Raw genomic sequence first — 24880 nt, 5'->3', positions numbered from 1 at the left:
CGTGAGATCAGCATCTGAAGTCCGTCAGATGATCCACGGTCTCACGGTTCATGCATGCCACAAGCGCGACAAGCAGTTGTTGGGTGTGATGAATGTCTTTTTCGTCGGCAATGGATGCCGCGCAGTGCCCGTGTCGGGTCGGGGGACCAAGCACAAGAGTCGGCACGCCAGTGCCGGAGAGATGGATCGCCCCGCCGTCCGTTCCGCCGTTGCTGAACATGTCTTTTTGCAGCGGGATCCCTTGCGAGCGCGCGATCGTCTCAGCCAGCGCAATCAGTTTGGCTGGGGCGATGAGCGTTTTGTCGTACAGCACCAGCATCGGGCCCGCACCGATCTGGCGATGGTTGGCGCTGCCATAATCGAAATTTTTTGACCAGCAGGCGGTATCCAGCACCAGCGCGATATCAGGATGAATGGCGCGCGTGGCGGTCTGGCCGCCGCGCAGGCCGACCTCTTCACTTGAGCTGGCCACCAGCCACAGCTCGCAGTCGAGCGGCGTCTGGTGCAGCTCGCGCAGCAGCGCGATCAGCAGGTAACAGCCGAGACGATCGTCGAAGGCTTTACCCATCACCCGATGGTGAGGAAGGGTCTGAAAGGGCGTATTGAACGTCACGCGGTCGCCTGCGTCGATACCGGCGGCGAACACCTCCTCCGCCGACGTCGCGCCAATGTCGACACGCAAATTGTCAACGTTTTCTCCTTTCAGATCCCCATCCAGCAGTCCCGGTATTTTTTCCCCGTTACGCGTGGTGATGCGCACCGGCTGAAGGGTGCGGGCCATCATGCGCACGTTGCCGATGGGCAGGACATCAATGGCCCCTTCGCGCGAGACGCTACGCACCATAAAACCGACTTCATCCATATGGGTGCAGACCATCACCTTCGGGCCCCGGCTCTGGTTGACGCGGATAAGCACGGAACCCAGCCCATCAAACTGAACCTCTTTATGGTATTTTTGCGCCTCACTGAGCAGGATGTCGCGCACCTCTTGCTCTGAGGCCGCAATGGCGTCTGCTTCGCTCAGGGCGCGCAGTAAATCTCTGTCCATTCTTGTTCTCCCGTCAGCAATAGCCGTTTGTCGAGGGTATAAAGCACCTCGGCGCCCGTTTCCGTCACCAGCACCACATCTTCAATTCGTACCCCGCCCAGGTGTTCAAGGTAGATCCCCGGCTCAACGGTCAGCACCATGCCGGGCTGTAACAGGGTGCGATCGGTGGGGGAAAAACGTGGATTTTCATGGACATCAATACCAATGGCATGGCCGGTGTTATGCCCGAACTGCGGGCCGTAACCTGCACGTTCAATCACGGAACGTGCGGCGCTATCGATCTGATGACAGGAAACGCCGGGGCGGATGGCATCAATGGCCGCCTGTTGTGCCGCCAGAACGATCTGGTACACCGCATAGAGAGGGTGCTCCTCCGGCGGCGTGTTTTGCCCGGCGACAAGAAAGGTCCTTGTCATATCCGAGCAATACCCCTGGTGTTGGGCGCCGAAATCAAGGGTGATCATCTCGCCAGGCATAATCACTTTGTCAGAGGCTTTGCCGTGGGGCAGCGCACCGCGCGGCCCGCTGGCGACAATGGTGTCGAAAGAGGGCTTGTCCGCACCCTCCTGCTTCATAAACCACTCCAGCTCGGCAGCGACTTCACGCTCGCGCATACCGGGCTGAATGAAACGCCGGATGTGCTGTGCGGCGCGGTCGGCAATGCCGCATGCTGCACGGATACGGTCGATTTCGTCAGCGGTTTTTATCTGCCGCAGCGCGTCTAGCGAGGTGCTGCAAAGGGTGGTATTCAGCTTATCGCGCCACAGCACGCCTGTTTGCCAGCTCACGTATTCACCCTCAAAGCCAAGACGGGTAAGATCTTCCTTCGCAATAATCTGATTCACCGCCTGCGCAAACGGGTTCTCCGTGTTAAGCAGGTGCATTTCATAGCCCGCCGCTCGTGAAGCGATATCGCTGTAGTAACGGAAATCCACCAGGATATGTGCCGCGGTTTGTGTCACCAGCACATATCCCGAACCGGTTGAAATGCCCAGGTGCGGCTGTTTATTCTGGCGCGAAGAGATGAGCACGCCGTCCAGTTTTTCCGCAGCCAGCCAGGCATGAAGCCTTCTCAGTAATTCCATGGTTCACCCCGTTACAGCGTGTCGATAGCGAGTTTTCCGCGCTTGTGCAGACTGTTACGAATAATCACGACCAACAGCGCGGTGATCGCCGCCCCGACCACAATACTGAGCATGTACGCCCCCAGATTGGTGACCAGCGGCCACGCCCAGATCGCCGATTCAGGGAACCACTGCACGGCACCGAGCGCGGTGGCGGTCATCGCACCCGCGATCGCACCCGCCATATACGCCGGCAGCGTCGCAAGCGGATTTTCCAGCAGGAACGGGATGGCCCCTTCACTGATGCCCATAAAGGCGAGGAACATGGCCGTTTTGCCTTGCGGATAAAGCTGCGGACTAAACAGGCGTTTGCCGGTCAGACGATGGTCAATCAGCGTGGCCAGCCCCAGACCAATGGGCGGAATAACAATCGCCACGGCGCGGGAGGTGATGGGCAGGACATGATCGGTTGTCAGCCCCAGGCCAACAAATCCCGCCGCTTTGTTAATGGGGCCGCCAAGATCAATCGCCGTGGCCGCCGCCATCCCGATGGCATACATCATGGAGCCCGCCTGACCCGCCGCCAGCAGTACGGTCCGCATACCTGCATTCAGCCAGCCGCCAATCGGCGTGATGATGTAATACATCGCCAGCATCACAAACAGCGCCGAGAGGATTGGGATCAGAAAGGTGCTTTTAAAGGCCAGCAGATACTGCGGTACGTTAATACGGCTATTCAGCCATTTGACCAGATAGCCTGCGGCTATGGCGATAATCAGCGCGCCAATAAACGTGGAGGGCACGGGTTTGGTGGCAAGCCAGGTCAGTTTTTCCGCATCAAAGTTCAGCACCAGCGTCGGCTGCGTGGCGACAAGGCCACCGATAAACCCGGCTGGGAAGGCCAGCTTTCCGCCGATAGAGTTGGCGACAAAGGCGGCAAACATCGGGATGGCGAAGCTGAACAGCAGCCCGCCGAACGATTCGGTCAGATAGCCAAATTTCAATATCGAGAGATTGAAACCGGTGAATTTGCCAGAGTTAAGCGCGTCGAGAATACCGGTGTCAGGCGGGATCTCCAGCCAGACGTAGGCGATGAGCTGTGAAATGGCGAGGATAACCCCGCCCATGATAAGCGTTGGCACCATGCGGGATATCCCCGACATAATGTGCTGTGGAAGCTCTTTCCAGAAAGACGCACCGGCGGCAACCGGTGCGGATTTGATGGCAAGTGTGTCACCCTCGTGACTGTCCGGGCGAACCGCGCTGCGTTTTTTAATAGCCATGACGAAAACCCCTGGGTGTGAGGATTATTATTGTTCTGCTGCAATCATCTCTTCGATCTCTTTCAGGGTGCCTGCCGCGTTTTTAATAGCGTCCTGAAGCGTAATCTCATACACGTCGCGCGTTTCGAAGCGCTCATTGTCTTCCGGGGTGATCGCGATGGCGTGGATAATAATGTCAGCGTCGGCAATATCCTGCGGGGTCAGGCGATTCTGGATCCCGTCCGCGCCCTGGGTTTCAATTTTTACCTCATAACCGGCTTCCGTCGCCGCGTCTTCCAGCGCCTGGGCTGCCATGAAGGTATGTGCCAGGCCCATCGGGCAGGCGCACAGTGCAATCAGTTTTTTAGCCATGTGAAATTCCTCCTGTAGATAACGCCATGATTATGGCGGGGAGGTTTCAGTGATGTTTACCGGATTAATAATGCTTTAGCTGGAAAAATGATGCGTGTGAGCGGAAGTGTGAGGTTAATCGTCATATCACGGAAATCAATGAAAAACCGGGCAAAAAGGTGCCCGGCGCAGCATCAGTAACCGGCTTTATCAATGACAAACTGTTTGCCGCAGTTGCCCGGATGCGGCTGTGGCGCAAAGGAGCCGGCAGAGAGCGGGTTGTTGATGGTGCTGGCGTTCAGCGAGATCTGCATCTCGGTCAGATAAGCCGGATTGCCGTGGCAGGTAAGCTTGAACGCTTTTACGCTCTGTTTCCCCCAGCTTTTGGCCACGGCTGCATCGAAGTCGCTGCGGCGGACGGTTTTGCCATAATTTTCCGCCAGAAATTTTCCTGCCGCGCTGTGCTTCACCTCCTGGTTCATGCGCACCATGGTGCCGAAGTAAGCGTCGGGATCAAAACCAAAGCAGACGCCGTGTTTCGCGTATTCATAACGTTCAAGGCAGGAGTTGCCGCCCGCGCCGGGCATCACGCTGTTCAGCTTCGCCGCGCCGGTTAGCGATAGTCCGGTCTCTGCGGCGTCACATTTGCGGCTGGCTTTTGCTTCCGGCATATTCGGAACCGGACGAGTGGCACAGCCGAAGCGCATCCAGCGGCGTTCATCCACTCCGCGAGCGGCAATAGATTTCGGCAGCGCGGGCCATAAGCCGTGGACGGTCAGAAAATCGGTTTTGTTGCTGCTCTCTTTTTGCAGGCGACACTCTTCCGGTTCGTCACGGTTACGTTCGACCATGCTCTGGCAAAATCCGGTTTGCCAGGAAAGAGCCAGAACGTAGCGATCGAAATCGCCGTACTGGGTTGGCTTAAGCGGATCTGCCTGAATTGAGAAGACACAGAGTGCAAGCGCTACTGCGCCAGACGGGATAACGATATCCTTCCTGAACATTTGCTTTCCTGATTGGTTGGGCGCGATTAATTTCTGGGGGTTATTAAAGCACAAAAAGCGCCCGCAGGCGCTTTTTGGAAATCAGGAATTTCGCTTAGGCAGCGCCGGGAACCAGCACTTCGGTGGCGATAATAACGATAATCAGGCCAACCAGCACCGGCACTGACGTGCGTTTTACCACTTCAAACGGAGAGATTTTCGCCATCCCCGCAACCGCAACCACCACGCCCGATACCGGAGAAATGGTACGGCCCAGGTTGGAGGCCTGAAGCATCGGAATGGACAGGTAAGCCGGGTTGATGCCGGAGGAGTGCGCCAGCTTAGGGATCATCTCAACAAAGGCGTAGAACGGCGCGTTACCGGAGCCGGTGGTCATCGCCGCCAGCATGGTCAGCACCACCAGCACCAGCATCAGGATAATGCTGGCCGAGCCGAACGAGGTGGCGATAGAGATCAGGCTCTGAATAAAGCCGATGGTGCTCAGCCCCTGGGCAAACACCCCCGCGGCAACCAGCAGCATCACCACGCCCGCGAAGGCATCCGCCATACCGCGGAAGGCAACTTCCAGACCCGTGAACACTTTCTGGGTGTTAAAACCACGAACGAATTCCAGGATGGCCGCCAGCAGCATACAGATCACCAGGATAGTGATGATGTGCAGCTGCGGGCCCCATTTGCCGTCGAAAATAAGCACGCCAATAATCGGCGTGAAGGGCAGGATGGAATAAAACGCCGGGGCGGTAGTGGTGATTTCGCTGACGTCCATCATTTCGTGGCTGACGTTCTCTTTCTTATCGAGATAGCGCTGCCAGAAGAAATGCGCCACGCCCATGCCGAGAATAGCGGTGATGGAGATCGGCAGTGTGGTTTTGAAGGCGAAGTCAATCAACGACATTTCCGCGGCTTTTGCGGCCAGCACTACGTCACCGGAAGTAGGGGAGAGAATAATCGCCGCCGGAGAGGCGCAAATAGCCGCCGCTGCGCCACGGCTGATCCCGACGTTAACCATTACCGGGAACAACGTTGCCATTAACAGCACGCCAAGGCCCGTTGCTGAGGAAACGGCTAATGACATCAGACAGGCCAGGAAATAGGCCGCGACCATCAGCAGATAGGGGGAATTAATATATTGCAGCGGCTTAGAAGCCAGCTTTACCACCATATCATTCGCGCCGATATGGGTCATATAGGCAGCAAATCCGCAGAGCATCATGATCATCATGCCCAGATCGCCGCCGCGGCTCATCAGCAGAATTTTTATATATTCCACAATATCGGTAGCGGTATATCCGGTACTGGCTTCGCTGGCGGGTAAAACCTGATGACCCATTAGCGCGCTAATGATCAGCAGCGTCAGGCCGCCGACAAATAGCACGCCGGTGGCTGAGTAACCTTTAATGATGTAGCGTGCTACACCGACAATGACCACGACTCCAATGAGGAGTTCGAGAAAAGTAAGCATGATTTCCCCTGTATCCTTGCTGCCCGAGAGACAAATAATCAATAAAAAAGAAGCTGAAATGTGCCGAATAAATGTCCAGTCCTTGCTGATTAAAATCAAGAAAGAGACTACTAAAGGCACTGATGACGATATTTTTGCTAACCCTGCGTCATTTATATTAAGACGTTATTGACCTGATGAATAGATATTATATGTCATTAAATTGATGGTGAAGTGTTAAGGTTTTGAGTATTACTTGCCGACAATCGATTTAAAACGTAAATCTCTTTAAAACCACTTCTCTTTCATTCTTTTGCCTGCTTATACTCGGTTCACTTTTACCCTATCCGACGATCTGAATATGCACGCCAGCTGGACATATCGCCTGCGCTTTATCAAAAAACATCTGCTGATGTTTTTGCTGGCGTTTGGCTGGCTGTTGATCCAGAGTCAGGTGGCCGTCGCCTCCCATCAATGTTCAATGGATTTGCGCGGTGAGGTGGCCACCATCCAGCATATGGATATGATGGCGCAACCGGGGCCGCATTATGCTGCCGGTGCTTCACCGCTGTGTGAAAAGCATTGTGTGCCGGATCAGGTACAAAAAGATCCTGCCCAGCCGCATCTGGTGGCGCTGCCTGCCGCCATGACCCTGACCTTAACGACCCCAGAGTGCTCATCTGCAAGCCATTCTGCGTGGTCCGTTACCCCTCCTGCTGTGGGGCCGCCGGCAACGATCCGCTACTGCCGGTTTCGGGAGTAAAAACCTGTTAATTCGTTGATTTTATTTACTTAACGTTTAACAGGAGATTTATCATGCGTACTATATTCCTTTCCGCGCTGGTTGGCGCGTCCGTCTCTTTCGCTTCTTATACCGTTCAGGCAAACCAGACCTGGCAGGGCCACGGCGTGGTTCAGTCGATCTCTGACAGCGCCGTCATGCTCCGGCACGAGGCCATACCGGAACTAAAATGGCCAGCAATGACCATGCCGTTTACTTTATCTGCCGGCGCCACGCTGAATGACGCCAAACCAGGGGATGAAGTGACCTTCACGCTTGAGCGTGCGGGTGACGGTTTCCAGATTATCTCGCTGACGCCAGCACGCTAAGCGAGGTCACCATGAAACAACACACACTGAGCCTGTGGCTCGGTGGGGTGTTGTTCGGCCTGTTAACCTCCGCCGCGCAGGCGGAGCCGTGGACGCTCGAACACACCCTGACCGAAGCCCAGCGCTACTCAGCAGAACTCTCCGCCAGCCGTAACGAAGCGCAGGCGCTGGATGCGATGGCGGATTCCGCCACGCAATTACCTGACCCAAAACTGAAATTCGGTATCGAAAACGTGCCGGTACAGGGCAGCAACGATCGGCGGCTGACGCGCGAAGGGATGACCATGCAGAAGGTTGGCATCATGCAAAGCTACGTCAGCTCAGAGAAGCGGGAACGTAAAGCGCAGACCTTTCAGGCGCAGGCGCGAAGCGTGCTGGCAAAATCCGAGGCCGTCCGCGCCGCGCTTCAGCGTGATACCGCCCAGGCCTGGCTGGATCTGGCGCTGGCCCAGCAGGCGCTGAACACGGCCAGAACGCTGGTCCGTGAAACCGAACGCCAGCGGGGCGTGCAGAAGGCGAGCGTCGGGGCGGGAAGCGCCACGCCGGACAGCGTACTGGCCCTGCAAATGATCCTCAGCGCCATGCGCGACAAAGAGACGCTGGCGCAGCGGGATGTGCAGCTGGCGCAAAGCCGTCTGCTGGAGCTAACGGGGCACGCGATTACGGCGGTTCGCGGTCCGCTGCCGCGCTATCAACGTCTTCCTGCCGATGAAAAAACGTTGCAGGAGGGGATCGTCAGGCACCCGGAAGTGGAGGCCGCACGACGTGAAGCCGAGACCGCGAAAGCGCGTTCAGCGCAATCTGCCGTGGCGGCGATACCCGATGTGGATGTGGAGGTCTATTACGCCCACCGCGCCGAAGGCTATGACGATATGGCTGGCGTGATGTTCAGCGTGGATCTGCCTTTGTTCCAGTCAAAACGTCAGGACAAGGATTACGCCGCCGATGTTTCCCGCTCAATGCAGGCGGTGGATCAACTGACGCTGCTCAAACGCGAACACATTGCCCAGGTGCAAACGCTGGTGGCGCAGTATCAGGCTGCGCAAACGGTGTGGCAGCGACAGCGGGACGAGGTACTGCCGTTGCAGCGTCAACGGCTGGCGGTACTGACGGCGCAATATCGCTCTGGGCAGTCGGCGCTTCCGGCCCTGCTGGAGGCGCGTCGTGGCGTACTGGATACGGAACTGGCGGTGAACCAGGCGGAGCGCGAAATGGCGCGAACCTGGGCTGCCGTGAACTGGCTGATCCCGCAGGAGCTGGCGCAATGAAAAAAACAACGTTAATGGCGATTGCCATCGCGATAGCTGCCGCTGGCGGCTATTTTGTCGGAAAGAAGCAGACGCATCAGCCGGCTGCGGCTGCACAACCCTCTGAACGTAAGGTGCTTTACTGGTACGACCCTATGGTGCCCGGTCAGCGCTTCGATAAGCCGGGTAAATCCCCCTTTATGGATATGGATCTGGTCCCGCGCTACGCCGATGAAGCACAGGCGGCGTCGGGCGTGGCCATCAGCACTCAACAGCAGCAAAACCTGGGGATGAAAACCGCCAACGTTGAGATGCGCCAGCTGGTTTCGCCGTTCTCGGCCTTTGCCACGGTTGCAACGGATGAACGTAACGTCTCGGTGGTGTCAGCCCCGGCCAATGGCGTGGTGTCAAAATTGTTTGTTAATGCGCCACAGCAGCAGGTGAAAGCCGGAGAGGCGCTGGCGCAACTGTGGATCCCGCAATGGACCACCGCCCAGCAGGAGTATCTCGCGGTTCGTCAGCTTGGCGATGCCGCATTGACCCGCGCCGCACGCGAGCGGTTGGCGTTGCAGTTTATGCCGGAAGAGGTCATTCGTTTGCTGGAGCGTAGCGGTAAGCCGCAGACCACGCTCACCCTGCGCGCTGACCGGGCGGGCTATGTGGTGAAGCTGGACGTGCGGGAAGGGGCGCAAATCACCGCAACGGCGCCGCTGTTTGAGATCGCCAGCCTCGATCCGGTCTGGCTGGTGGTCGACTACCCGCAAACGCAGGCGCAGTCTCTGGCAGTGGGCAGCAACGTGGTAGCAACGTCAGAAAGCTGGCCGGGGGAGCAATTCCACGGCACGGTCAGCGAATTGCTGCCGCAGATGGAGGCGACCACGCGAACCCTGAAAGCCCGTATCGTGCTGGAAAATACCGCACATAAGCTGAAGCCAGGCATGTACCTCTCCGTCAGGCGTGCGGAAGAGATGAAAGGCCCGCCGGTGCTGGCGGTGCCGGAAGAGGCGGTGATTAACAGCGGAGAGTCTGCGCGTCTGCTGCTGGCCACCGGGAACGGTTATTTCCGGCCTGTGACGGTGAAAACCGGCCTGACGGCGCAGGGCTGGACGGCGATCCTGTCCGGGGTCAAAGAGGGCGATAAGGTGGTGACGTCCGGGCAATTCCTCATTGATTCCGAAGCCAGCCTGCGTAGCGTGATGCCGGAGGTGACGCCATGATTGCCGCTGTGATTCGCGCCTCGTTGCGTAACCGCCTGCTGGTGATCCTGGCCGCGCTGATGATGGCCGGCTGGGGCTGGTGGGCGGTGCAGCGCGCGCCGCTGGACGCATTGCCCGATCTGTCTGATGTGCAGGTCATTATCAAAGCGAGTTACCCCGGAAAAGCGCCGCAGGTGATTGAGGATCAGGTGACCTGGCCGCTGACAACCTCCATGTTGTCTGTGCCGGGCGCCAAAACCGTGCGTGGTTTTTCAATGTTTGGTGACGCTTATGTGTATGTGCTGTTTGAGGATGGCACCGATCTCTACTGGGCGAGATCCCGTGTACTGGAATATTTAAGCCAGGTACAGGCGCAGTTTCCGCCGGGCGTGAAGGTGTCGCTGGGGCCGGATGCGACGGGCGTGGGCTGGATCTACGAATATGCGCTGATCGACCGTAGTGGAAAACACAGCCTGGCAGATCTGCGGGCCCTTCAGGACTGGACGCTTAAGTTCGAGCTTAAGACGGTACCGAATGTATCTGAAGTGGCAAGCATTGGCGGAATGGTGCGTCAGTATCAGATCGTGGCGGACCCGGCGAAGATGCGCGCGCTGAATATTACCCACAGCCAGCTATCCGGCGCGGTGCAGGCCGCCAATAAAGAGAGCGGCGGCGCCCTGCTGGAGATGGGCGAAGCGGAGTATATGGTGCGGACAACGGGCTATTTGCGCTCGCTGGAGGATTTTCGCAATGTGGTGATCGCCAACCGCGATGGCGTACCTGTCCTGCTGAAAGATGTCGCCACCATTGGCATTGGCCCGGAGATCCGCCGGGGCGTGGCGGAGCTTAACGGTGAAGGGGAGGTCGCTGGCGGCGTGATCGTGATGCGCTACGGGCAGAATGCGCTGGAAACGCTTCGTGCGGTAAAAGCGAAACTGAGCGAGCTGCAAAAAACGCTGCCGCAGGGCGTCGAGATTGTTCCGGTCTACGATCGTTCCACGCTGATTGAGGAATCGGTCAAAACGCTGACGCACAAGCTGCTCGAAGAGTTTGCCGTGGTGGTACTGGTGTGCGCGCTGTTCCTGTTCCACCTGCGCTCCGCGCTGGTGGCGATGGTCTCTCTGCCGCTGGGGATCCTCGGTGCTTTTGTGGTGATGCACTATCAGGGCATTAACGCGAATATGATGTCGCTCGGCGGGATCGCCATTGCCATCGGGGCGATGGTGGATGCGGCAATTGTGATGATTGAAAACATGCACAAGGTGCTGGAGCAGTGGCGGCATGATAATCCGGGCAAGGAGCCCGCGTCGGGGGAATACTGGCGTCTGGCGGAAAAGGCGGCGGTTGAAGTGGGACCGGCGCTGTTTTGCAGCCTGTTAATCATCACGCTGTCATTTATACCGGTTTTTTCGCTGGAAGCGCAGGAGGGGCGAATGTTCTCGCCGCTGGCGTTCACCAAAACCTGGTCGATGGCCGTGGCCGCCGGGCTTGGGATCACCCTGGTGCCGGTGCTAATGGGCTTTTTCATTCGCGGGAAAATCCCGGATGAGAAGGCAAACCCGATCAACCGCCTCCTGATCCGCCTGTATGAGCCGCTGCTGGACAAGGTACTGACCTTCCCGAAAATGACGCTGGCACTGGCATGTCTGCTGCTGATCGCCACGCTCTGGCCGCTGAGCCGCCTGGGAAGCGAATTTATGCCGCCGCTGGATGAAGGGGATTTACTCTATATGCCCTCCACGCTGCCGGGGATCTCTGCTCGCGAGGCATCGCGGCTGCTTCAGCAGACGGACCGCTTGATCAAAAGCGTACCGGAGGTCGCGAGCGTGTTTGGCAAAGCCGGTCGCGCGGAGTCGGCAACCGATCCCGCGCCATTAACCATGCTGGAAACAACCATTCACTTTAAGCCCCGCGAGCAGTGGCGGCCAGGAATGACGCCGCAAAAGCTGGTGGAGGAGCTTGATAAAACCGTGTCGCTGCCGGGTATTGCCAATGTGTGGGTGCCACCTGTCCGTAACCGCCTGGACATGCTGGCAACCGGGATCAAAAGCCCGGTCGGCATTAAGGTGAACGGCAATAATATTGCCGACATTGAGCGCGTGGCCCGGCAGATTGAGCAGGTGGTGAAGGACGTTCCTGGCGTCTCCTCTGCGCTGGCGGAGCGTCTGGAAGGCGGGCGCTACGTGGATATACGTATCGACCGGCAAAAAGCGGCGCGCTACGGCGTTTCCGTCGATGAACTGCAAAGCCTGGTCTCCACGCTGGTCGGGGGTGATAACATTGGCGAGGTGATCCAGGGACGCGAGCGGTATCCCATCAACCTGCGTTATCCCCGCGATTTGCGTGATAACGTCGACACGTTGCGGGTGTTGCCGGTAGTGACCGCCAGCGGTAGCCAGGTGGCGCTGGGGGAATTGGCAGATATCGTCGTGACGGAAGGCCCACCGATGCTAAAAAGTGAAAACGCGCGCCTTTCCAGCTGGATCTACGTGGACTTGCGCGGGCGCGATCTGAAGTCCGCCGTGGATGAAATGCAAAAACGGGTGGAGGAGAAGGTGGTATTGCCGCAGGGCGTGTCTCTCTCCTGGTCCGGGCAGTTTGAATATCTGGAACGGGCGACCGCGACGCTCAAAATAATCTTACCTGTCACGCTGATGATTATATTCGTCCTTTTATGGTTAACCTTCAGGCGGATATCAAATGTCCTGATAATAATGGGGACATTGCCTTTCGCGCTTATTGGGGGCGTGTGGTTACTGTGGCTGCTTGAATATAATTTGTCAGTGGCGGGGGCCGTTGGCTTTATCGCCCTTTCCGGGGTGGCGGCAGAATTCGGCGTAATTATGGTTCTTTATTTGAATCATGCGCTCGATAAATTTCACAGGCTGGAGCCAGAAGGGGGAAATACGGTGCTGATGCGGGCGATCCACGAAGGTGCCGTGCTGCGCGTGCGTCCGAAGGTGATGACGGTCGCCACTATTATGGCGGGACTGCTGCCCATCATGTGGGGGAGTGGGAGTGGCTCAGAGGTGATGCAACGTATTGCCGCGCCGATGATTGGTGGCATGGTAACGGCACCGTTATTATCGATGTTAGTTATTCCTGCACTCTACAAATTGTTACATCAACGTTAAATATGTCAACTGCATGTGCTTATTCAGGCATGCAGTTTATGTATCCTCAGATTATTCCCAGGAACGGGATGGTAATTAGGAATAACACCCATGCTGTTAAGCGTTCATTCAAGTATTCTGTGTTAAGGTCTGCACCGAATACTAAATATGGTAATGGCATTGTGATTGTACGAATTAAACTCCCCCTGATTTTGTTGTTTATTATTGGGCAGTTATCGTTTGCGTCTGCGGTTAATGCAGACAGCAATACAGCGGATAAAGGCTGGTTCACCACCTTCACGGATAACGTCGCGCAAACATGGAACGAACCTGAGCATTACGATCTCTATATTCCGGCCATTACGTGGCATGCACGTTTTGCCTACGATAAAGAAAAAACTGACCGTTATAACGAGCGTCCGTGGGGGGCCGGCTTCGGTCAGTCTCGCTGGGATGAAAAAGGTAACTGGCATGGCCTGTACCTGATGGCGTTTAAGGACTCCTACAATAAATGGGAGCCTATTGGTGGCTACGGCTGGGAAAAAACCTGGCGCCCGTTATCAGACGACAACTTCCGTCTGGGGCTGGGCTATACGGCAGGGTTCACGGCGCGTGATAACTGGAAATACATTCCTGTTCCGGTACTGCTGCCGCTTGCCTCCATCGGCTATGGTCCGGCAACGTTTCAGATGACCTACATACCGGGTACCTATAACAACGGTAACGTTTACTTTGCCTGGATGCGGTTTCAGTTTTAACTGAATTTTTCTGCTAAATCGGCCAAAAAACGCACAGACATTGAAATGTAAAGGATAAAAATCGAACAGCGAAAATTAACGCGACTTTTGTCACTTTTTATCAAAGATCCGCTGGACAAAACGCCTCACAATTGTTGTACTGATACCCGACACAGCATTTGTGTCGTTTTTTAATGTAAAGGTAATTTTGATGTCTAAGATTAAAGGTAACGTTAAGTGGTTTAATGAGTCCAAAGGATTCGGTTTCATTACTCCTGAAGATGGCAGCAAAGACGTGTTCGTACACTTCTCTGCAATCCAGTCTAATGGTTTCAAAACTCTGGCTGAAGGTCAGCGCGTAGAGTTCGAAATCACTAACGGTGCCAAAGGCCCTTCTGCTGCTAACGTAATCGCTCTGTAATTCAGACGCGTCAGCAAGAATTTCAAAACCCGCTCAATGAGCGGGTTTTTTTCGTTCTGAATCAACCGTTAAGATAGATCTTCAGGAAGCTGGCGACGATCGCGACGCTTAGCAATACCATACCCACGCCTGACAGAGTTTCTTTCATGCTATCACCCTCGTTCAATATTGATCCAAGAGTGACAGAGAAAAATTAAGCCAACATTAAGGTTGCTGCGCTTAATGTCCGCTGGCGGAGGAAAATAACCAGAATGCGATCGCAGTCATCGCAAACGAGCCAAGCATGTTAACGGCAATGTTGGTCAGCGCCCAGCCCATCCGGCCTTCCTGAAACAGAAATACTACCTCCGCAGAGAAGGTAGAAAACGTTGTTAAGCCGCCGCAGAAACCAGTTGTAATCAGAACCTTCCACATAGGGTCGATGTTGGTCATGCGATTAAACCAGGCCAGCCCCATCCCAATAATAAACGCCCCGATCAGATTTGCCGCCAGTGTCCCCATCGGAATGGCCTGATGCAGGGGGTTAAACCGCATGCTTAAGAGCCACCGCGCAACGCTACCCGTGCCTCCACCAATAAAAACGGCTATAAGTAGTTGTAACACTGTCAATACCTGCTATTTGCTGTGTAAGTGAATCGAGTGTAACGCTGTTTTTAACCGGGAGACAATTATGTATGTTGCAGTAGGGCAGTTCGCGGTGACGCCGGACTGGAATGAAAACGCGGAAAAATGCGTCTCCCTGATGCATCAGGCGAAGCAAAAGGGGGCGTCGTTGCTGGTACTTCCCGAGGCGTTACTGGCCCGTGATGATGGCGATCCAGACCTGTCGGTAAAGTCTGCGCAAACGCTGGAAGGGGCGTTTCTGAAACGACTGCTGGCCGAAAGCGTTGGCAACACGCTCACCACCATCTTGACGGTCCATATTCCGTCCTCGCCGGGGCGCGCGGTAAACACGCTGGTGGCGATACGTGAGGGTGCCATCGTCGCGAGCTACGCCAAACTTCATCTGTATGATGCGTTCAGCGTTCAGGAGTCGCGCCTGGTCGATCCGGGGAGTGTAATTCCGCCGCTGATTGAGGTCGAGGGTTTTAAGATTGGCCTGATGACCTGCTACGATATCCGTTTTCCCGAGCTGGCGCTGAACCTGGCATTGCAGGGGGCCGAGGTGCTGGTTCTGCCCGCCGCGTGGGTCAAAGGACCGCTTAAGGAGCATCACTGGGCGACGCTGCTGGCAGCACGTGCGCTGGATACCACCTGTTACGTGGTAGCCGCGGGTGAATGTGGTAACAAAAATATCGGGCAGAGCAGGGTTGTCGATCCGCTGGGGGTGACGGTTGCGGCAGCAGCGGAGACGCCTGCGTTATTGCTGACGGAGATAATTTCCGCCCGAATAGCGCTTGCGCGTCAGCAATTACCTGTTCTGCGCAACCGCAGGTTTGCGCCACCGCAATTAATGTGATGTTTTTTTCAACAATGCTTGATTCACCTTGTTACAGATTGCTATTGTGTGCACGCGCCAAATGACCGTTAATACGTTCAGGTTTTTTGGCGGAATGCAGCCTGTTTCATGTAAAGAAGGTATTTATGGGTGAGATTAGTATTACCAAACTGCTGGTGGTTGCCGCACTGGTCGTCCTGCTGTTCGGTACCAAGAAGTTACGCACGCTGGGTGGAGACCTGGGTGCTGCCATTAAGGGCTTTAAGAAAGCAATGAACGATGACGACGCGGCAGCAAAGAAAAGCGCCGAAGATGACATCACTGCACAGAAGCTTTCACACAAAGAGTAATGGCAATGCTGCAAGGCTTGCATAAAAAAACCGGCTCACGAGGCCGGTTTTTTGTTTTACTGTAAATAAATTTTACAGCTTTATTTCACTTCTTCGCCCTTCGCCTGCATATCGGCGTGATAAGAGGAGCGAACAAACGGACCGCACGCGGCATGGGTAAAGCCCATCGCCATCGCTTCGGCTTTCATTTCATCGAACTCATCCGGGCTCACGTAACGCTGTACAGGCAGGTGGTGACGGCTTGGCTGGAGGTACTGGCCCAGCGTCAGCATGGTGACGCCGTGGCGGCGCAGATCGCGCATCACTTCAATGATCTCAGCGTTGGTTTCACCCAGGCCGACCATCAGGCCGGACTTGGTTGGAATATGCGGATGGGCTTCTTTAAAGCGCTCCAGCAGCTTCAGCGACCAGTTGTAGTCTGCACCGGGACGTACCTGTCGGTAGATACGCGGTACGTTCTCCAGGTTGTGGTTGAACACATCTGGTGGCGTCGCGGTCAGGATATCGAGCGCGCGATCCATACGGCCACGGAAGTCTGGCACCAGCGTCTCAATCTTAATGTTCGGGCTTTTTTCGCGGATGGCGGTAATACAGTCAGCAAAATGCTGAGCACCGCCATCGCGCAGATCGTCACGGTCAACGGAGGTGATAACAACATAACGCAGCGCCATATCGGCAATCGTCTGCGCCAGTTTTTGCGGTTCGTTTGCGTCAGGCGCAACAGGACGGCCATGGGCAACGTCACAGAACGGACAGCGGCGGGTGCAGATGGCACCCAGAATCATAAATGTCGCGGTACCGTGATTGAAACATTCAGCAAGGTTAGGGCAGGAGGCCTCTTCACAGACAGAGTGAAGGCCATTTTTGCGCATCGCCGCTTTGATCCCCTGGATACGCGAAGAGTCGGCCGGAAGTTTGATTTTCATCCATTCCGGTTTTCTTAACAGCGCCTCGCGCTCTGTAGCCACGTTTTTAACCGGGATAAGGGCCATTTTATCGGCATCGCGGTATTTAACACCGCGTTCCATCACAATGGGTTTACTCATAGCGTGCGTGTTCCAGTTGCGAATATCGAAGGAAAGCGTTTCAATTCAAGGGAATGTTGTAATTATCAACTATTTTTGAACGAACGACAGGCAGTATATCATTTAAAGGGGCGATAAAGCAGCCTGCCAGGTCGCCAATTTGTAAAATAGTTGTTGTTTTGTGCCTTTTGCCCCGCTTGCGGCAGGGGCTTGTGCTGAAAGGCGGGATCAGAACGCCTGGCGGATCACGTTAATGACGTTTTCCAGCACCGGATCGCGCAGGCTTAGCTTGTTATAATGCAGTGAGATTTCAACAGATTCCGTCGTAAGTTGACTCAATGGAATGCTCTCCAGCGGCCAGCACTTTTGAAGCAGAGTGAAGAGACGCACAGGCATAATACAGAGCAAATCGCTGCTGCCAATAAGGGCCGCGAGGGTAAACATATTGTAACTGCTGAAGCTGATCAGACGGTCCGGGAACAGTTCGTCAATACGCTGGCGCAGCGGATCCGGACCCTGCCCCTCGGACATAAAGGTTGCATGTTCGTAATGACGCAAATTTTCAGGCGTCAAAGCTGCGCCCAAAGCAGGATGACTCTGACGACACACGAGCGCCAGAGAGTCGGTATAGAGAACGTTATGCCCTAATGCCCTGGCCGCGAAGCTATTGCTGTCGATGATCAGGTCCGTCTGGAATTGTGCCAGCTGAGTTTCCGGATCGTTAACGGGCACGTTCCGGATCAGCAGCTGTGGCGCATGCTGTTTAACAGCCTGGTAAATAGCGGGCATGACCAGAACGCCCACAGAGGGAGAGGTGCCTATGGTGATGGTTCGTTGCTTATCGTAACTGCCGGTGAGATCCAGCGCGCCCAGAATCGATTCCAGACCCTGGCTGATGTACTCATGCAGATGGGTGGCGTACGCGGTGGGGGTTACGCCCTGGCCTTTACGAATAAATAAGGGATCGGGAAATATCGCGCGCAATTTTTGAATTGACTGGCTAATAGCGGAGGGCGTGAGATTAAGAATTTTCGCAGCATTAACGATACCTTTGTGGACATATACCGCCTCAAAAATAGTCAATAAATTGAGATCAATATTACGTAAAGTCCGGAAAATTTGCGGCTTATCTTCGCCGCTGGTTTCATTCAGGCGTTTGGCTGGTAAATTAGTAGGCTCCACGCTCTTACTCCGTATCCATTCACAATATGAATGATAGTTGAATTTATTTATTATGCTTGCAGAGATTCGTAAAGTGTTTCGTAAGTTTCCCTTGTTTATCGAAAACAAGCAGTTGGGTGATTATCACGCACGTTACACGATACCCGGTGATGGTACTATTAAGGTTCTAATTAATATGGGACGCTAATATATGGGCGACTCGAAAATATAGAATATGCGGTTTATTGTAAAGCGTAAATGCGGTAATTAAGCAGTGGCTGGTCAAATAACCGAACCACTGCCGGAAGTGTGTTAAGCAGCAATATATTCGTAGTCAGGATTGTTAAGCAGCGCTAAAAACTTCTTCAGAAGCACGGGGCGGATATTCTCAGGGGTGGCGGTATCGACCCACTGGCGCATTTGCGTCATTTCCATACCGGCATACCCGCATGGGTTGATGCGCTGGAAAGGGGTCAGATCCATATTGATATTCAGTGCCAGCCCGTGGAACGAGCAGCCTTTACGGATACGCAGCCCCAGCGAACAGATCTTCATCTCTCCCACGTAGACGCCCGGGGCATCGGCGCGAGGGTGAGCATCGATACCGTACTCAGCGAGCGTGTTCACCACGGTTTGTTCCAGTAAGGTCACGAGCTCACGCACGCCCAGCTTTCTGCGTTTCAGGTTAAGCAGGACATACATTACCTGCTGGCCCGGGCCGTGGTAGGTTACCTGTCCACCGCGATCGCTCTGGATCACCGGGATATCACCCGTCATCAATAAATGTTCGGCTTTTCCTGCCTGGCCTTGAGTAAACACCGGCAAGTGTTCTACCAGCCAGATTTCATCAGGGGTGGTGTCATCGCGCATATCGGTAAACTCATGCATAGCCTGAGAGACTGGCTCGTAAGGCTGTAGCCCAAGATGGCGGACAAGAATTTTATCCTGGTACAAAAGGACGTCTCCGAAGACAAGGGAGAATAGGTAACGGGGAGTATATCACAGCGGGGAAGTGGGTTACCCGGCAAACCGGGTAACCGCTGAGGGACTACAGCACCATACGAACACTTTCGATATTGCCGAGCTCTTCGTACAGCGTCTCAACCTGCTCAATGTGTGTCGCAGTGATGGTGATTGAGACCGAGTGGTAGTTACCTTTGCTGCTCGGTTTGACTGATGGAGAGTAGTCACCCGGCGCATGGCGCTGTACCACTTCAACCACCTGATCAACCAGCTCAGGTTTCGCCAGACCCATTACTTTGTAAGTAAAAGGGGTAGGGAATTCAAGCAGTTCGTTAAGTTTGGTTTTCATGTCAGCTCCGGCGTGTGTATAAAAAATAATAACTCCCGCCACGGGGCGGGAGTTTTACTGATACGTAGTATATGGGGATCAAAATCACACTTTCAAGTGTTCGATTTTTAACCAAACCAGTGATGGAACATCAGCTTAATATAATCAATGATTTTGCCGAAGAAATTGCCTTCAGGAATTTCCTCCAGCACCACCAGCGGGCGCTGATCGATGGTTTTGCCATCCAGCTGGAAGTTAATCGTACCCACGACCTGATTCTTTTGCAGCGGGGCGTGCAGCTCGGTGGTATTCAGCACGTAGCTGGCTTTCAGATCTTTCATACGACCGCGTGGGATCGTCAGATAGAGATCTTTGTCCACGCCCAGGGAAGCGCGATCGTTATCGCCAAACCAGACAGGTTCAGAGGCAAATTCTTTACCGGCTTTCAGCGGGTTCACGGTTTCGAAGAAGCGGAAGCCCCAGGTCAGCAGCTTTTTGCTTTCCGTTTCGCGGCCTTTAAACGTACGTCCCCCCATCACGGCAGAGATCAGACGCATCTGGCCTTCAGTGGCGGAGGCCACCAGGTTATAGCCGGCTTTATCGGTGTGGCCAGTTTTGATGCCGTCGACGTTCAGGCTGTTGTCCCACAGCAGGCCGTTACGGTTGGTCTGACGAATGCCGTTGAAGGTGAACTCTTTCTCTTTGTAGATAGAGTACTCGTTTGGCACATCGCGGATCAGCGCCTGACCGATCAGCGCCATGTCACGCGCGGAGCTGTACTGACCCTCGGCGTCCAGGCCGTGAACGGTCTGGAAGTGGCTGTTTTTCAGGCCCAGGGCGGAGACGTAGCTGTTCATCAGGCCCACAAACGCGTCCTGGCTGCCCGCTGCAAAATCGGCCATGGCCACGCAGGCGTCGTTACCGGACTGCAAGTTGATGCCACGGATAAGCTGAGAGACCGGAACCTGCATGCCTGGCTTCAGGAACATCAGCGATGAACCTTTGAACACCGGGTTGCCGGTTGCCCACGCATCGTTACCGATGGTCACCAGGTCGGTTTCTTTGAATTTGCCTGCTTTCATGGCCTGGCCGATAACATAGCTGGTCATCATTTTGGTCAGGCTGGCCGGATCGCGGCGGGCATCGGCGTTCTGTTCTGCCAGAACTTTGCCGGAGTTGTAATCAATCAGGATGTAGGATTCCGCGTCGATCTGCGGAACGCCAGGGATCATGGTCTTGATGTTCAGGTCGTCCGCGTGAGCTGCGGAGAACGCAGCAGCGCAAAGGGCCGTGGTCAGCGCCATGCGCTGCACAAAACGAGCAGAAAAAGTGGTCTTCATGGTCAGAACTACGACATCCGTGATGGAATTAAAAAAAGTGCCTTACTATAGCAAATGCTATACGGGCAGGCATCCGACTTTCATCATGAGAGTGTTAACGTGCTTTACACAAACTGACATTTCGGATACCACCGAATAATTATTTTGCAACAGCGATAAACGACTGGAGCTGCGCCTCGCTCTGTAAACGCTGTTGCAGGGACGCTGCCTGCGATTTGCTGGCAAACGGACCCATCTGGATACGCCATACCGCACCGTTTTGCTCAACGCGGCCTGGCACGCCAAACTGCTTGCTTAAACGCTGCTGATATTGCTCTGCACGGGTCCGATCGCTGACGGCGCCAACCTGAACCACGTAGCTGCCGCTCGCCGTCGCAGGCGCCGCAGTCTGCGTAGCAGCAGGCGCGGTCACCGGGGCGGCTTGTGTAGCGGGTGCAGCAGCGACGGGCGCAGGCGCTGGGGCAGGTTCATTTGATTCAATCACGCCCGGCGCTAACGTGGTGGGTGCGCCAAGGAAACCACTGCTTTTCACCGGGGCGCCGGTCGCGTCTTCACTTTGCAGCGTATCGTTGCTGATAGCACGCACTTCACCCTGCGGCTGTGCGGGCTCTGCCGGCGTTGAAGCCCCCCCCATACCACCGCTCAGATCCGGGCGAGCGGGCAGGGCATAGGTCTGTTTCGCGACCGTGGTACAGGCCGTGCCCGGGCCAGACAGTGAACCATCCTGCGCCACGATAATCGGGTCGATACGCACTTTAGTATTGTTTGAGGTGTTCAGACGGTCGGCAGCCGCGCGGGACAGGGAGATCACGCGATCGGTGCCGTAAGGACCGCGATCGTTGATACGCACCACGATCATTCGGCCATTCGCCAGGTTAGTGATGCGTGCATAGCTCGGGACAGGCAACGTCGGGTGTGCCGCCGTGATCTGCATCGGATCGAAGGTTTCACCCGACGCGGTTAGATTGCTGCCGGGCTCAGCGTCATAGATGGCAGCAAAGCCAGCCTGGCTGAAACGGGAAGGATCCTGAACGATTTTATAGCTTTTACCGTCGCGCTGATAATCCTGATTCACGCTGGCGTTCAGCGGTTCATAAACGGGATCGGCACCGCTAATCTCAACAATCGGGCCATTACAGACCGCAGGCTGCGGCGGCGCGACGGTTGCCTGTTGCTGACCATCATCACTTGTACAGGCGGCAAGTAAACTTGCTGCGATGCAGATCCCCAGCCACTGCTTACGCATTGCGATCCCCTTATTTTTATACGCTTTTGGACAACATTTTCCTGTGGGTATGGATCGACATGACGATACCAAACCCGGCCATCAACACGATCAGTGCCGAGCCCCCGTAACTCACCAGCGGCAGCGGTACGCCAACAACCGGCAGAATACCACTCACCATACCAATATTTACGAAGACATAAACGAACAAAATCAACATTAATCCGCCTGCCATCACGCGACCAAAGGTGGTTTGCGCGCGCGCGGCAATCCACAAACCTCGCATGATCAGCAGCACGTAGAGTGCAAGCAGCACCAGGATGCCAACCAGCCCTAACTCCTCAGCCAGAACGGCAAAGATAAAGTCGGTGTGGCGTTCCGGTAAAAATTCGAGCTGCGACTGCGTACCGTGCAGCCAGCCTTTACCACGCAGGCCTCCGGAGCCAATCGCAATCTTCGACTGAATAATATGATAGCCTGCGCCCAGCGGATCGGTCTCGGGATCGAGCAGCATCATAACGCGCTGACGCTGGTAATCATGCATCAGGAAGAACCAGAGGATGGGGATAAAGGCGGCAACCAGCACCACGGCGATACCAATCAGACGCCAGCTCAGGCCGGACAGGAACAGGACGAACAGGCCGGAGAGGGCGATAAGAATTGAAGTACCGAGGTCCGGCTGTGCGGCCACGAGCAGCGTCGGCAGGAAAATCAGCACCAGCGCAATGGCGGTATTTTTCAACGACGGCGGGCAGACGTCGCGGTTAATAAAACGCGCCACCATCAGCGGGACGGCGATTTTGGCGATTTCCGACGGCTGGAAGCGGACAATCCCCAGATCCAGCCAGCGTTGCGCCCCTTTCGAGATGGCGCCGAAAGCATCTACTGCCACCAACAAAATAATACAGAAAATATAGAGATAGGGCGCCCAGCCCTCGTACACGCGCGGCGGTATTTGCGCCATCACCACCATAATGACCAGACCCATGGCGATCTGGCCGATTTTACGCTCCATCATGCCGATATCCTGGCCGCTGGCGCTCCAGATAACGAGGGCGCTATAGACCAGCAGAGCCAGCAGGATCAGCAGCATGGCAGGGTCGATGTGGATCTTGTCCCACAGCGATTTTTTATTCGGATTATCCGTCATGATTATTGGTCCTCCACCGCAGCGGCTGCCGGGTTTTCAGCTGGCAGTTCGGTGTTGTTGTCACCCAGCATGATGTGGTCGAGGATTTGACGCATGATGGTACCCACCGCCGGGCCTGCGCCGCCGTTCTCAAGAATCATCGCCACCGCAACCTGCGGGTTATCATAAGGGGCAAACGCCGTCATGAGCTTGTGGTCACGCAGACGTTCGGCAATTTTATGTGCATTATAAGTTTCATTCGCTTTCAGACCGAAGACCTGAGCCGTACCTGATTTCGCGGCTACCTTATACGGTGCGCCAGCGAAATATTTGTGCGCCGTCCCGTTAGGGCGGTTGGCTACACCGTACATGCCGTCTTTCGCGATTTCCCAGTACCCGGAATGAATGTCACCCACCGGCGGCTCGTGCGGCTGTATCCACGGCACTTTTTTGCCGTCTTCAACGGTGCTTTGCAGCAGGTGCGGCACTTTCACAACGCCATCGTTAATGAGGATCATCATCGCCTTGTTCATTTGCAGCGGCGTTGCCGTCCAGTAGCCCTGGCCGATCCCTACCGGAATGGTGTCACCCTGATACCAGGGTTTTTTAAAGCGCTTCAGCTTCCATTCGCGGGTTGGCATGTTGCCGGAACGCTCTTCCGCCAAATCTATACCGGTGTAATGCCCGTAGCCGAATTTGCTCATCCATTCAGACAGACGATCAATACCCATGTCGTAGGCGACCTGATAGAAGAAGGTATCCGCCGACTCCTCCAGTGATTTGGTCACGTTCAGATGACCGTGGCCCCATTTTTTCCAGTCGCGGTAGCGTTTCTCAGAGCCAGGTAACTGCCACCAGCCGGGGTCAAACAGACTGGTATTGCGGGTGATGACGCCCGCGCTTAGCGCAGACACGGCGACATACGGTTTAACCGTTGAAGCTGGAGGATAAACCCCCTGCGTCGCGCGATTCACCAGCGGCGTGTTTGGATCGTTGAGCAGGCCGGAGTAATCCTTGCTGGAGATGCCATCCACGAACAGGTTCGGATCGTAGCTTGGCATCGAAACCATCGCCAGAATGCCGCCGGTACGCGGGTCGGTCACAATAACCGCAGCACGGCTACCCGCCAGCAGCGTCTCGATATACTGCTGTAGCTTCAGGTCGAGCGTCAGATAGACGTCATGCCCCGCCTGCGGGGGAACCTCTTTCAGCTGACGGATCACGCGGCCACGGTTGTTAACTTCAACCTCTTCATACCCGGTCTGACCGTGCAGCACGTCTTCGTAATAACGTTCGATCCCCAGCTTGCCAATATCATGGGTTGCGGCGTAGTTAGCCAGCTTGCCGTCTTTATCAAGGCGTTCGACGTCTTTATCGTTGATTTTGGAGACGTAACCAATGACGTGCGTCAGCGCGGAGCCGTAAGGATAGTAGCGGCGTTTATAGCCTTTGACTTCCACACCGGGGAAACGGTACTGGTTAACGGCAAAACGGGCGACCTGCACTTCCGTCAGGTTGGTTTTTACCGGAATGGAGGTGAAGCGGTGAGAACGTGCGCGCTCTTTTTTGAACGCAGCGATATCGTCATCAGTCAGGTCGACAACGCTTCTCAGCGCGTTCAGGGTATCCTGCACGTTATCCACTTTCTCGGGCATCATCTCTATCTGGTAGATGGTGCGATTAAGCGCCAGCGGCGTGCCGTTACGATCGTAGATAATGCCGCGGCTGGGCGCGATGGGCACCAGCTTGATACGGTTTTCGTTTGAGCGGGTCTGGTAATCGGTATAGCGGACAATTTGCAGATTATAGAGGTTGGCGATCAGCACGCCGGTAAGCAGCAAAATCCCCGTAAAGGCGACCAGCGCCCGGCGCACAAACAGCGCGGACTCAGCCGTATAGTCGCGAAAAGAATTCTGTAGTTTCATCC

General features: G+C 55.3%; 24 protein-coding genes. 9 read left to right on the top strand and 15 right to left on the bottom strand.

The window, feature by feature from the left end; genetic code table 11:
* Positions 1-7 precede the first annotated feature (7 nt).
* From ypdE to dcuC, 6 genes are all read right to left on the bottom strand, one after another.
* The gene (ypdE, locus tag H2Z33_RS01660) at positions 8-1048 is read right to left on the bottom strand and encodes an aminopeptidase (RefSeq protein ID WP_063134786.1); all 1041 of its coding nucleotides are present in this window, start codon (positions 1046-1048) and stop codon (positions 8-10) included.
* Entirely contained in the window at positions 1021-2133 is a 1113-nt protein-coding gene (gene ypdF / locus H2Z33_RS01655; RefSeq protein WP_063134787.1) for an aminopeptidase, read from the bottom strand. The genes ypdE and ypdF overlap by 28 nt, the downstream gene beginning before the upstream one ends.
* A gap of 11 nt (positions 2134-2144) precedes the next feature.
* Positions 2145-3395: a PTS fructose transporter subunit IIC gene (locus tag H2Z33_RS01650; protein WP_045337956.1), complete on the bottom strand. Its 1251-nt coding sequence runs from the start codon at positions 3393-3395 to the stop codon at positions 2145-2147.
* A 27-nt stretch (positions 3396-3422) separates the two neighbouring features.
* The gene (locus tag H2Z33_RS01645) at positions 3423-3746 is read right to left on the bottom strand and encodes a PTS fructose transporter subunit IIB (protein ID WP_017382483.1); all 324 of its coding nucleotides are present in this window, start codon (positions 3744-3746) and stop codon (positions 3423-3425) included.
* A 173-nt stretch (positions 3747-3919) separates the two neighbouring features.
* Positions 3920-4729, bottom strand: coding sequence for a ribonuclease I (rna, locus tag H2Z33_RS01640; protein WP_003858741.1), 810 nt, complete (start codon positions 4727-4729; stop codon positions 3920-3922).
* 94 nt (positions 4730-4823) lie between these two features.
* The gene (dcuC, locus tag H2Z33_RS01635; protein WP_017382481.1) at positions 4824-6191 is read right to left on the bottom strand and encodes an anaerobic C4-dicarboxylate transporter DcuC; all 1368 of its coding nucleotides are present in this window, start codon (positions 6189-6191) and stop codon (positions 4824-4826) included.
* A 340-nt stretch (positions 6192-6531) separates the two neighbouring features.
* Between dcuC and H2Z33_RS01630 the strand changes: the two genes are divergently transcribed.
* From H2Z33_RS01630 to cspE, 7 genes are all read left to right on the top strand, one after another.
* Positions 6532-6933, top strand: a complete 402-nt coding sequence (locus H2Z33_RS01630) for a hypothetical protein (RefSeq protein WP_032652952.1) — start codon at positions 6532-6534, stop codon at positions 6931-6933.
* 53 nt (positions 6934-6986) lie between these two features.
* The gene (locus H2Z33_RS01625; RefSeq protein ID WP_017694319.1) at positions 6987-7280 is read left to right on the top strand and encodes a copper-binding protein; all 294 of its coding nucleotides are present in this window, start codon (positions 6987-6989) and stop codon (positions 7278-7280) included.
* A gap of 11 nt (positions 7281-7291) precedes the next feature.
* Positions 7292-8548, top strand: a complete 1257-nt coding sequence (locus H2Z33_RS01620) for a TolC family protein (protein WP_023303289.1) — start codon at positions 7292-7294, stop codon at positions 8546-8548.
* Positions 8545-9744, top strand: a complete 1200-nt coding sequence (locus H2Z33_RS01615; RefSeq protein WP_058689205.1) for an efflux RND transporter periplasmic adaptor subunit — start codon at positions 8545-8547, stop codon at positions 9742-9744. Before H2Z33_RS01620 ends, H2Z33_RS01615 begins: the two co-directional genes overlap by 4 nt.
* Positions 9741-12857, top strand: coding sequence for an efflux RND transporter permease subunit (locus H2Z33_RS01610; RefSeq protein ID WP_063134788.1), 3117 nt, complete (start codon positions 9741-9743; stop codon positions 12855-12857). Before H2Z33_RS01615 ends, H2Z33_RS01610 begins: the two co-directional genes overlap by 4 nt.
* Positions 12858-13018: 161 nt before the next feature.
* Positions 13019-13594: a lipid IV(A) palmitoyltransferase PagP gene (pagP, locus tag H2Z33_RS01605; protein WP_032670357.1), complete on the top strand. Its 576-nt coding sequence runs from the start codon at positions 13019-13021 to the stop codon at positions 13592-13594.
* Between the two features lie 190 nt (positions 13595-13784).
* Positions 13785-13994, top strand: coding sequence for a transcription antiterminator/RNA stability regulator CspE (cspE, locus tag H2Z33_RS01600; RefSeq protein ID WP_002439184.1), 210 nt, complete (start codon positions 13785-13787; stop codon positions 13992-13994).
* A 219-nt stretch (positions 13995-14213) separates the two neighbouring features.
* Here cspE and crcB read toward each other — a convergent pair whose 3' ends face one another.
* Entirely contained in the window at positions 14214-14597 is a 384-nt protein-coding gene (gene crcB, locus H2Z33_RS01595; RefSeq protein ID WP_017382474.1) for a fluoride efflux transporter CrcB, read from the bottom strand.
* Positions 14598-14664: 67 nt separating this feature from the next.
* Here crcB and H2Z33_RS01590 point away from each other — a divergent pair, with 67 nt between their 5' ends.
* Positions 14665-15453, top strand: a complete 789-nt coding sequence (locus H2Z33_RS01590; RefSeq protein WP_032103123.1) for a deaminated glutathione amidase — start codon at positions 14665-14667, stop codon at positions 15451-15453.
* Positions 15454-15578: 125 nt separating this feature from the next.
* Positions 15579-15782, top strand: coding sequence for a twin-arginine translocase subunit TatE (tatE, locus tag H2Z33_RS01585; protein WP_003858723.1), 204 nt, complete (start codon positions 15579-15581; stop codon positions 15780-15782).
* 80 nt (positions 15783-15862) lie between these two features.
* Here tatE and lipA read toward each other — a convergent pair whose 3' ends face one another.
* The 8 genes from lipA to mrdA all read right to left on the bottom strand — a co-directional run bounded on the left by lipA (position 15863) and on the right by mrdA (position 24878).
* Complete coding sequence (lipA, locus tag H2Z33_RS01580) at positions 15863-16828, bottom strand: lipoyl synthase (protein ID WP_006809637.1); 966 nt, start codon at positions 16826-16828, stop codon at positions 15863-15865.
* A gap of 207 nt (positions 16829-17035) precedes the next feature.
* Positions 17036-17989, bottom strand: a complete 954-nt coding sequence (locus H2Z33_RS01575; RefSeq protein ID WP_032647690.1) for a YbeF family transcriptional regulator — start codon at positions 17987-17989, stop codon at positions 17036-17038.
* A 291-nt stretch (positions 17990-18280) separates the two neighbouring features.
* On the bottom strand, positions 18281-18922 hold the full coding sequence (gene lipB, locus H2Z33_RS01570; RefSeq protein WP_017694313.1) for a lipoyl(octanoyl) transferase LipB: 642 nt from the start codon (positions 18920-18922) through the stop codon (positions 18281-18283).
* Positions 18923-19016: 94 nt separating this feature from the next.
* A complete protein-coding gene (gene ybeD / locus H2Z33_RS01565) occupies positions 19017-19280 on the bottom strand; it encodes a DUF493 family protein YbeD (protein WP_063134791.1) in 264 nt (87 codons plus the stop codon).
* A gap of 107 nt (positions 19281-19387) precedes the next feature.
* A complete protein-coding gene (dacA, locus tag H2Z33_RS01560; protein WP_003858714.1) occupies positions 19388-20599 on the bottom strand; it encodes a D-alanyl-D-alanine carboxypeptidase DacA in 1212 nt (403 codons plus the stop codon).
* A 139-nt stretch (positions 20600-20738) separates the two neighbouring features.
* Entirely contained in the window at positions 20739-21845 is a 1107-nt protein-coding gene (gene rlpA, locus H2Z33_RS01555; RefSeq protein ID WP_032652961.1) for an endolytic peptidoglycan transglycosylase RlpA, read from the bottom strand.
* A 16-nt stretch (positions 21846-21861) separates the two neighbouring features.
* The gene (mrdB, locus tag H2Z33_RS01550; RefSeq protein WP_015571139.1) at positions 21862-22974 is read right to left on the bottom strand and encodes a peptidoglycan glycosyltransferase MrdB; all 1113 of its coding nucleotides are present in this window, start codon (positions 22972-22974) and stop codon (positions 21862-21864) included.
* 2 nt (positions 22975-22976) lie between these two features.
* On the bottom strand, positions 22977-24878 hold the full coding sequence (gene mrdA / locus H2Z33_RS01545; RefSeq protein WP_047637510.1) for a peptidoglycan DD-transpeptidase MrdA: 1902 nt from the start codon (positions 24876-24878) through the stop codon (positions 22977-22979).
* Between the last annotated feature and the right edge of the window lie 2 nt (positions 24879-24880).

Origin of the sequence: Enterobacter sp. YSU (assembly GCF_016082135.1) — a bacterium.
GTDB lineage: Bacteria > Pseudomonadota > Gammaproteobacteria > Enterobacterales > Enterobacteriaceae > Enterobacter > Enterobacter hormaechei_C.
This window is presented reverse-complemented; position numbering and strand designations above follow the sequence as displayed.